The sequence below is a fragment of the Pseudoalteromonas sp. S558 genome, from assembly GCF_005886635.1.
GTDB lineage: Bacteria > Pseudomonadota > Gammaproteobacteria > Enterobacterales > Alteromonadaceae > Pseudoalteromonas > Pseudoalteromonas aliena.
On sequence record NZ_PNDU01000095.1, the window covers coordinates 1 to 9665 of the forward strand.

Genomic DNA, 9665 nt, shown 5'->3' on the forward strand with positions numbered 1-9665 from the left:
CAATACTAAATAATAATTAACCTGAACTCTGGTTAAGAGATTTACTAACGTATTGAATCATGGTGATATTTAAATTTATTTTCTCTAGCCAGAGATTTTCAGTGAAAACAAGGCGAATTTACGCGTCAATAGCGGGCCTATTGCAAGTAAACTCAACGCAGTTAGCGCTGAAAATGGCTGCTCGAGATAGATTTATTATCCTGAGTTCAGGTTAAATACTTTAGGGAATGAAAATGACAACTATACGACATTAATACTAAAGCTAAATGACACAGATAAAATGTAGACATAAAAAAACCGCTTTTAAAAAGCGGTTTTTCAATTATTTCAAAGCTAATTATTACTTAGCCTTTAACGGCTGCTTTAATTGCATCGATTGCAGTATCAATATCAATCATTAGCTTTTCACCTGTACGGCGGTTTTTAAGCTCAACTTTATTTTCATCAAGGTTACGCTCGCCAATTACAAGTGTGAATGGCACACCAATTAGCTCCATATCGTTAAACATTACACCTGGGCGCTCTTTACGGTCATCAAACAACACATCAAGGCCTGCATCTTTTAAACCTTGGTAAAGGGTATTTGCAATATCTGGAATACGATGCGATTTGTGCATGTTCATAGGCACAATTGCTAAATCGAATGGCGCGATTGATTTTGGCCAAATGATCCCGTATTGATCGTTGTTTTGCTCTATAGCAGCAGCAACAATACGTGAAACACCAATACCGTAACAACCCATGGTCATTGTTTGGTTTTTACCGTCTTCGTTTAATACGCCCGCTTTCATTGCTTGTGAGTATTTAGTGCCAAGCTGGAAAATATGCCCAACTTCAATACCACGTTTAATTTGTAAAACGCCTTGGCCACATGGGCTCATATCGCCTTCAACAATATTACGTATATCAGCAACTTCATAATCTGTGATATCACGATCCCAGTTAATGCCGCTGTAATGTTCACCGTCTTTGTTAGCACCAGCTACAAAATCAGCAAGTATGTTAGCGGCTCTATCAACAATAATTGGCATAGATAAGCCAACCGGTCCAAGTGAGCCAGGTTTTGCACCAATGGCAGCAACAATATCAGCCTCTGTTGCCATTTCAAGCGGAGAGTCTACTAACGGGTGCTTCTCAGCTTTTAGTTCGTTTAATTCGTGATCGCCACGCAGTACCAAGGCAACTAAACCACGTACTTCGTTTTCATCAGGCGTACCATAAACAATTAACGTTTTAACACCGCGATGAGGTTTTACACCGTAGTGTTTTTTAAGCTCGTTAATCGTTTTAGCGTCAGGCGTTGGAAACGCTTTTAACTCTTTACTTGCTTCTGGGCGTGGATCGTTTGGCGCTAGTGCTTCTGCTTTTTCAATATTGGCTGCGTAATCACTGCCATCACTAAATGCAATGGCATCTTCACCTGATTCAGCAAGTACATGAAACTCATGCGATACGCTTCCGCCGATAGAGCCTGTATCTGCGATAACAGGACGGTAATCAAGACCTAAGCGCTCAAAAATATTACAATATGCCTTGTGCATCGCTTGATATGTTGAATCTAAACATTCTTCACTTAGGTGAAAAGAGTAGGCATCCTTCATTGTAAATTCACGAGCACGCATCACACCAAAGCGAGGACGACGTTCGTCGCGCACTTTCGTTTGTACTTGGTATAAAGTAACTGGCAGCTGTTTGTAGCTATTAATTTCTTTACGAACAAAATCTGTAATCACTTCTTCGTGTGTTGGGCCAAGTGCAAATGTACGATTATGACGATCGGTAAAGCGCATTAGCTCAGGACCAAACTCATTCCAACGACCAGACTCTTCCCATAAATCAGCAGGTTGAATAACAGGCATTAGCATTTCAATGGCGCCAGCTTTGTCCATCTCTTCACGTACAATATTTTCTACTTTACGTAGCACGCGTAAACCAGAGGGTAACCAAGTGTATAAACCCGAAGCGACGCGACGGATCATACCGGCTCTAAGCATTAACTGATGCGATACGATTTCAGCATCTGATGGCGTTTCTTTAAGTGTTGCGAGTATATATTGGCTTGTACGCATGTTTTTTCCGAAATAGAGTAATTATGTTCTTTTAATAGAGCTTAAGTTTACCAGCGGATGCTTTTACACTAAAGCGCTAACTGAGTTATTTAGTTTTTTTCTATGCTTGTTACTACGTTATGCTCGCCATTGACTTGCCAGCGAATATTATAATTGTACAAAGTCATACCATAGCTTTGCTCGCCGTCTTTTTGTTTTTTATAGGCAGGGCGGGGATCTTGTTTTAAAACATTAGCTATAAAATCATGTAAATCTGGGTATTGTGTTTGCGCATTTATAAACTCCATTGCCTGAGGGCTAAATTCAACCGTCATTTGTGTTTCTGGGCGCGTGTCAGCAAAGCCAGCACTTGCATCAGGCATTGAGTCTGAATAAGGCAAATATGGTTTTATGTCAACAATCGGTGTGCCATCAAGCAAATCAATGCCAGCGAGCAATAAACTAAGTTGTCCGTTTTTATACTCTATACCTTCAAGTTTTACGGCGCTCATACCAATCGCGTTTGGTCTGAATGTAGCGCGGGTAGCAAATACACCTTTTCGCTCATTGCCACCTAAACGGGGCGGGCGCACCATCGCAGAATAACCTTTATCGGCGGTTTCATGAAAACGAAATAACAACCAAATATGAGTAAATTCATCTAAACCACGTACAAACTCTTCGCGATTAAAATCAGGTGCAAAAATAAGTTTTGCCTTGGCTTGTGGCACTAAACGAGGCTGCCTAGGTATAGCAAACTTCTGTTTATAAGGAGATTGAATGTGGCCAATAGCCGAAATGGTATAATCGCTCATAGTACTCGGATACAAATAAAATAGAGCGCTATTCTACCTTTATTTAGCGGCTATGGCATTAATGTGAATAAGTTTATTATTTATAGACTGCTTGGTTTATATGATGAAAATTAACAGGCCTTAAAACAAAAAAGGGTAAGCTCTTAAGCTTACCCTTTTAATACATGTTAAAGACTCATTAAAACATGTATTGAACTGATACAGACGCTACATCCATATCTGGATCAATGTCATCATCAAGTTTGTAACGTTCATACTCTAAACGAAATTGAACATTTGTTGTAAGCGCATATTCGATACCTGCACCGTAAAACGCATCACCACCATCTGTAGAAGTCGATATACTTCCTATTGGTAACTCTTGTGTGTAGTCTGCGTCCCATTCAAGCCAACCACCTTTTGCGTATACAGTGAAGCTTTCAGATAGTGGAAGACCCAAACGTGCGGCAAGAGATACGCCATCAATTTCAGCTTTGCTGTCTATGTCACTAACTTCATCAAAGTTTTGGTAAGCAAGCTCTAAGCTTAAGTACTCGTTAAATTGAGTACCAACATAGCCCTTAAGCATTTGTGCATCGTCGTCAAAGTCAGTGTCGTTATCACTGTCTTCAAACTCAAAAGAATATTGACCGTAACCGATACCAGTATAAATACGTGGAGAATCAAAATCAGAAATATCAGCGTGTGCTGCAGAGTTAAAACCCAGTGTTGCTAATGCAAGTGCAGAAAGAGAAAGTGTTTTAATCATTGTGAATAGCTCCTTTACAAATAAAAAATAATGTTTAATTAAGTCAATCAAACTTCAATTTAGTAAATGCAGCGAACATGCCAACTATAAAAACAAGTGAAAATGCTTAAAAAGCCCTGCTTTAGTATTGGTTTTATCGATGAGAAGTTTAAATAATAAACAAAGTGAACTTTTGTAATAAATTGTTATCTAAAGACTTTTGTAGCTTTTACAAGTTAATATGAGTTTTTTACATAGCTAGATGAAGTGGAAAGCTTTCCGAATCAAGATTTGCTTTATTTACCGGGGGGAAACTGTGACGAGCGACTTTTTAACCTAGTTATACCAAATACATTAAAATGATCATGTTTTTTGAAAACTAAAATTAGCTCGGTAATTATTCGGGCGTTACTCTATGATTTATACGTGTCTACATCCATGTAGACAATAAAGAGTAAGTCAGTCACTCCTAAACAGAACAAGTTTTAAAGTAGAAAGGTCAACACACATTAAAAAACATATTGCTAGATTTAACCTCGAAGATAAACACGGCCTAAACTTTGTGTAATAAATTTTCGGTTTCAATCGCTATTTCTTTCATTTTTATAGCGTAGTTTTCTAATTTAATATCTTCGTCAGTTACAGCCTGAAAAGAGGGAACTTCAATTGGGTAACCTGTTTCATCCATAGCAATAAAACTAATAACACAATGATTTGTTTCAACCATATTTTGTGTCTTTGGATCACCACAACGCACCTGAATAAAAATTTGCATGCTGGTTTTACCTGTATGCGCTATTTTAGCTTCTACTTCAACAATTTGCCCAACTAATATAGGGCGTCTAAATTTAACACCCGCCACCGAAACCGTTACACAATAATGGCCACTCCATCCTGCAGCACACGCATAACCAGCTTGGTCAATCCATTTCATGACGGCTCCACCATGCACTTTACCACCAAAATTCACATCGGTAGGCTCTGCTAAAAAACGAAAAACAACTTTTGACGACGGCATAAGAAATACTCAATTTATTAAAACTAGTGTCAGCATAGCGCAAAAAAGGGGCCGAAGCCCCTGCAATTTAGGATATGTTTATAATTTATATGTAAAAATTACGAATATATAGTGGTTCAACGCATAATTTAGCTACATATTAGGGTAGTTTGGTCCACCAGCCCCTTCTGGTGTTACCCATGTAATATTTTGACTAGGGTCTTTAATGTCACAGGTTTTACAGTGCACACAGTTTTGGGCGTTAATAACAAACTCTTTATTCCCCGCTACCTCTTGTACTTCGTAAACGCCTGCTGGGCAATAACGCTGCGCGGGCTCATCAAACTTAACTAAGTTTACGTTGATAGGAATTGACGCATCTTTGAGCTTTAAATGACACGGTTGTGATTCTTCGTGGTTAGTATTTGATAAAAACACGCTAGAGAGTTTATCAAAGCTAAGTTGCCCATCTGGTTTTGGGTACGCTATTTTGTCAGCGGCGTTAGCATCAACAAGGGTCGAGTGATCGGGCGTATTATCTTTAAATGTAAACGGTAAACCACCATTAAAAATATTTTGATCAAGCGTGTTGTATGCACCGCCTACAAACTTACCTAGTTTGTGCATAGCAGGGCCAAAGTTACGAGATTGATATAACTCTTTATATGCCCACGATTGCTCAAAAGCAGTTTGGTAATTAGTTAAATCGGTATTTGTTAACTCATTTTGCAGTGCTTCAAAAATAACCTCAGCGGCAATCATTCCCGATTTCATGGCAGTGTGATTACCTTTAATTTTTGCAAAGTTAAGTGTGCCTGCATCGCACCCTACAATTAAGCCACCTGCAAAATGCATTTTTGGTAATGAATGCAAACCACCTTTAGCAATTGCACGTGCACCGTAAGCAATACGTGCGCCACCTTCAAGTACGTTTTTAAATACGGGATGATGTTTCATTCGCTGAAATTCATCAAAAGGGCTTAAGTGCGGGTTTGAATAATTTAAATCAATAATTAAACCTACGACGACTTGGTTGTTTTCACTGTGATACATAAATGCACCACCATTAGTATCGCCGTTAAGTGGCCAACCTGTACCATGAACAACTTTGCCAAGCTCATGCTTACTTTCATCAATTTGCCAAATTTCTTTAAAGCCCAAACCGTAATGTTGTGGCGATGAATCTGCATCAAGGGCAAACTCATTGATTAATTGCTTACCTAAATGGCCACGGCAACCTTCAGCAAAAATAGTGTATTTTGCACGAAGCTCCATGCCTGGCATGTAACCGTCTTTTTCATTACCGTCTTTGTCGACACCCATATCGCCAGTAATAATGCCTTTTACTGCGTGATCTTCAATTATTAAAGAGTGAGCACTAAATCCTGGGAATATCTCTACGCCTAAGCTTTCAGCTTGCTCTGCAAGCCATCGACATACATTACCCATAGATACAATGTAGTTACCATCATTATGAAATGTTTTTGGCGTAGCAAAGTGGGGGATTGATGTCGCTTTTTGCTCGTTATTAAACCAATAAATTTCATCGTTAGTTACTTTGGTTGTAACCGGTGCGCCAAGCGCTTGCCAATTTGGTAGTAGCTCATCCAAAGCTTTGGTTTCAAAAACAGCACCAGAGAGTACATGTGCACCTACTTCAGAACCTTTTTCGACTACGCAAATCATGCACTCTTGTTGTTTTTCTTGTGCTAATTGCGCGAGTTTAATTGCACTTGAAAGCCCCGCAGGGCCAGCGCCAACAATTACTACATCAAATTCCATGGTTTCACGTTCGACCATAATAACCTCTTTATCTATGACGGACTTATTTGAATGTTTACTACGCATTTAAATAAGGTGTACAGCCTATTTTTAACCTTGCAAATTAAACGTTACAGACTGTGAATAGTTAAAGGTTATTTTAGGTTGACGTTTACGTCAACAGGAAGTAGTCTAATTTCATGAAATAAATAGGTTGACGTGCACGTTACCTTGTAGGTTTAAATAATTTTGGAGTTCCTATGAAAGTTCTCGTACCAATAAAAAGAGTGATTGATTACAACGTAAAAGCACGCGTTAAAAGTGATAACAGTGACGTTGATTTAACCAACGTTAAAATGGCAATGAACCCGTTTTGTGAAATTGCTATAGAAGAAGCAATACGCCTTAAAGAAGCCGGTACAGCCAGTGAAGTGATTGCCGTTAGTATTGGTCCAAAAGCGTCGCAAGAGCAATTGCGTACCGCACTAGCACTGGGTGCCGACAAAGCTATTCACATCGAAACCGATGAAAAACTCGAGTCACTTCATATTGCAAAGCTTCTGGCTAAAGTTGTAGAGCAAGAGTCACCAGAGCTTGTTATTTTAGGTAAGCAATCAATTGACTCAGATAATAATCAAACAGGTCAAATGCTTGCTGCGCTCACTAAGCGTGGACAAGGTACATTTGCCTCAAAAGTGGTTATTAACGATGGCAAAGTGAACGTAACCCGTGAAGTTTATGGCGGTTTGCAAACAGTAGCACTGAGTTTACCTGCAGTTGTGACAACCGATTTACGTTTAAATGAGCCTCGTTATGCATCACTGCCAAATATAATGAAGGCCAAACGTAAGCCGCTTGAAGTAATTGCAGCTGATTCGCTTGGTGTTGATTTAACACCGCGTATACAATTAATAAGTGTAGAAGAGCCAGCTAAACGTACAGCAGGAATTATTGTTGAAAATGTTACGCAGCTTGTAGAAAAATTAAAAACAGAGGCAAAAGTGATTTAAATGAAAACACTCGTAATTGCAGAGCACGACAACGGTGCCTTAAAACCAGAAACCTCAAAAACAATTAACGCTGCAGTAAAAATGGGTTTTCCTGTTGATGTACTTATTGCAGGTAACAGCCTAAGCGCAATGAGCGCACAAGTTGCCAGCATTGATGGCGTAGCTAATGTTTTAGTTGCCGATAATAGTGTGTATGAACATCAGTTAGCTGAGAGCATGGCCGATTTAGTTTTATCGCTTAGTGACAACTACAGCCACATAGTCGCAAGTGCAACGACAACAGGCAAAAACTTTATGCCACGTGTTGCAGCGCTATTAGATGTTGCGCAAATTTCTGAAATTATCGCAGTAGTGGACGCAGATACATTTAAACGTCCAATTTATGCTGGTAACGCAATCGCCACGGTTAAATCACTCGATAGTAAAAAAGTAATTACAGTACGCGCAAGTAGCTTTGATTTACAAGGTGAGCAATCAGCTGCGGCTATAACTAGCATCGATACAGTGTCTGATCCGCAATTAAGTCGCTTTGTAAGTGTTGAACAAACTGAATCAGAACGTCCAGAGCTAACTGCCGCGACAGTGGTTATATCGGGTGGTCGTGGTATGCAAAAAGGCGAAAACTTCGCGTTGCTTAATGGCATTGCCGATAAGCTAGGCGCTGCTATTGGCGCATCGCGCGCAGCAGTTGACGCAGGCTTTGTACCTAACGATATGCAAGTAGGTCAAACAGGTAAAATTGTCGCGCCTAACTTGTATATAGCTGTTGGTATTAGTGGTGCAATTCAACATTTAGCGGGCATGAAAGACTCAAAAGTAATCGTCGCAATTAATAAAGACCCCGATGCACCTATTTTCCAAGTCGCTGATTACGGTTTAGTCGCTGATTTATTTGACGTGTTACCTGAGCTTGAGCAAGCGCTCTAAGGTAATAACACTAAGCGTGTCGTTGTTTTATTTATATAAAGATAGCGTATTCTGATTTAAAGCCGTCGTTTCATTTTTGATTCGACGGCTTTTTTTTCATATCATAGTGACAACGTTGTCATTTTAAGAATGTAAAATATAAGTAGGAGCCATACAATGGCAAGGTATAAAGCGCTTGATGCTATGCGGGGGTTAACCATCGCATTAATGATACTGGTAAATACACCGGGATCGTGGTCCCACGTGTATGCACCTTTACTTCATGCCGATTGGCATGGGTGTACACCAACGGATGTTATTTTTCCATTTTTTATGTTTATGATTGGCTCTGCAATGTTTTTTTCATTCAATAAATCTGACCATTTAGGTAATTCAAAGCAGGTTTTACGGATTATAAAGCGCGGCGTAATTATTTTTGCTATAGGTTTGGTCTTAAATTATTACCCATTTATCAGCAACCTCGAAAATCTAAGAATACTCGGTGTATTACAACGTATTGGCATAGCCTACATTTTCGCGTCTTTGTGTGTGCTCGTGCTAAATAGAAATGGGATATTAACGCTATCGCTTATTGTGTTAGTACTTTATTGGCTATTGCTATTAAGCGTAGGCGCAGAAAAAGCATACACGCTAGAGTACAACGTCGTTAGGTTGGTGGATATTACCGTACTGGGTGAGTCGCATTTATGGCAAGGCAAAGGGCTTGCTTTTGAACCAGAAGGGTTATTGAGCACCATCCCAAGTATCGTAAGTGTATTACTAGGTTTTGAGACTACTCGCCTATTAGTTAATACTCAAAACAAATGGACAAGTATAAAACGCCTCGTTTTAATTGGCGCAGCAGGGATTATCATCGCACAGCTAGGCGATATTATTATGCCAATTAATAAATCATTATGGACAAGCACCTATGTTATTTACACATCAGGTATTGCCTGTATAACATTAGCTTTTTTTGTCTGGCTTTGCGACATAGTAAAACCACCTGCTATTGTTGAGTCGTTGATTGTTTATGGCTCAAATCCGTTGTTTATCTATGTGCTCTCTGGAGTATGGGTAATGAGCTATGCGTTGGTAAGCATAGGGAAGTTAACTCTAGATGATTGGTTATATCAACATTTAGCGTTAATATTTACCGCAAAATTGGCATCATTGATTTACGCGCTGTTACACGTTGTGGGCTTTTGGCTGATAGCAAAGGTGCTTCATAAACGGCGTATATTTATAAAAATCTAAATAACCTGAACTCTGGATAATAAATCTATCTCGAGCAGCTATTTTCAGCGCTAACTGCGTTGAATTTACTTGCAATAGGCCCGCTATTGACGCGTAAATTCGCCTTGTTTTCACTGAAAATCTCTGGCTAGAGAAAATAAATTT

8 protein-coding genes are annotated in these 9665 nt (G+C 39.3%); 3 read left to right on the forward strand and 5 right to left on the reverse strand.

Annotated elements, in window-relative coordinates; translation table 11 throughout:
- Positions 1 to 344: 344 nt before the first annotated feature.
- From CWB66_RS07800 to CWB66_RS07820, 5 genes are all read right to left on the reverse strand, one after another.
- On the reverse strand, positions 345 to 2069 hold the full coding sequence (locus CWB66_RS07800; protein ID WP_138584922.1) for a proline--tRNA ligase: 1725 nt from the start codon (positions 2067 to 2069) through the stop codon (positions 345 to 347).
- Positions 2070 to 2158: 89 nt separating this feature from the next.
- The gene (gene tsaA / locus CWB66_RS07805; protein ID WP_138584923.1) at positions 2159 to 2863 is read right to left on the reverse strand and encodes a tRNA (N6-threonylcarbamoyladenosine(37)-N6)-methyltransferase TrmO; all 705 of its coding nucleotides are present in this window, start codon (positions 2861 to 2863) and stop codon (positions 2159 to 2161) included.
- 178 nt (positions 2864 to 3041) lie between these two features.
- Complete coding sequence (locus tag CWB66_RS07810) at positions 3042 to 3611, reverse strand: outer membrane beta-barrel protein (protein ID WP_077537837.1); 570 nt, start codon at positions 3609 to 3611, stop codon at positions 3042 to 3044.
- A 532-nt stretch (positions 3612 to 4143) separates the two neighbouring features.
- A complete protein-coding gene (locus tag CWB66_RS07815) occupies positions 4144 to 4608 on the reverse strand; it encodes an acyl-CoA thioesterase (protein WP_077537838.1) in 465 nt (154 codons plus the stop codon).
- Between the two features lie 132 nt (positions 4609 to 4740).
- Complete coding sequence (locus tag CWB66_RS07820; protein WP_138584924.1) at positions 4741 to 6387, reverse strand: electron transfer flavoprotein-ubiquinone oxidoreductase; 1647 nt, start codon at positions 6385 to 6387, stop codon at positions 4741 to 4743.
- Between the two features lie 221 nt (positions 6388 to 6608).
- Between CWB66_RS07820 and CWB66_RS07825 the strand changes: the two genes are divergently transcribed.
- The 3 genes from CWB66_RS07825 to CWB66_RS07835 all read left to right on the forward strand — a co-directional run bounded on the left by CWB66_RS07825 (position 6609) and on the right by CWB66_RS07835 (position 9521).
- Complete coding sequence (locus CWB66_RS07825; protein WP_138584925.1) at positions 6609 to 7358, forward strand: electron transfer flavoprotein subunit beta/FixA family protein; 750 nt, start codon at positions 6609 to 6611, stop codon at positions 7356 to 7358.
- A complete protein-coding gene (locus CWB66_RS07830; RefSeq protein WP_138584926.1) occupies positions 7359 to 8285 on the forward strand; it encodes an electron transfer flavoprotein subunit alpha/FixB family protein in 927 nt (308 codons plus the stop codon).
- Between the two features lie 156 nt (positions 8286 to 8441).
- Complete coding sequence (locus CWB66_RS07835; RefSeq protein ID WP_138584927.1) at positions 8442 to 9521, forward strand: acyltransferase family protein; 1080 nt, start codon at positions 8442 to 8444, stop codon at positions 9519 to 9521.
- Positions 9522 to 9665 lie beyond the last annotated feature (144 nt).